Genomic DNA, 399 nt, shown 5'->3' with positions numbered 1-399 from the left:
AACGTTGAAATTTTTGATCCTGCCAAAGGTTTCTGCCATATCATTTAGCTCATGATAATGTGTCGCAAAAAGAGTTTTGGCCCTTGCCGGGTGTTCATGCAGGTATTCGGTTATCGCCCAGGCGATAGAGATCCCGTCATAGGTACTTGTTCCGCGGCCAATCTCATCGAGCAGTACAAGGCTTCTTTGCGAGAGGTTGTTCAGGATACTTGCCGTCTCATTCATCTCGACCATAAAAGTGGATTCGCCCATAGAAATATTATCACTTGCCCCCACTCTTGTAAAGATCTTATCCACCAAACCTATTTTTACAGCATCGGCAGGCACAAAACTGCCCATTTGTGCCAACAGGACTATAAGAGCCGTTTGACGAAGTATTGCGGATTTACCACTCATATT

1 protein-coding gene is annotated in these 399 nt (G+C 44.9%); it reads right to left on the bottom strand.

Translation table 11 applies throughout. From position 1 onward, the window contains the following. Positions 1-399 (bottom strand): MutS-related protein (locus HC175_RS19830; protein WP_438865969.1); only part of this gene is annotated, 399 nt, incomplete at both ends.

The sequence above is a fragment of the Salinimicrobium oceani genome (assembly GCF_012037645.1).
The sequence above is the reverse complement of the archived record's forward strand: the minus strand, read 5'-3'. Positions and strand labels throughout refer to the sequence as shown.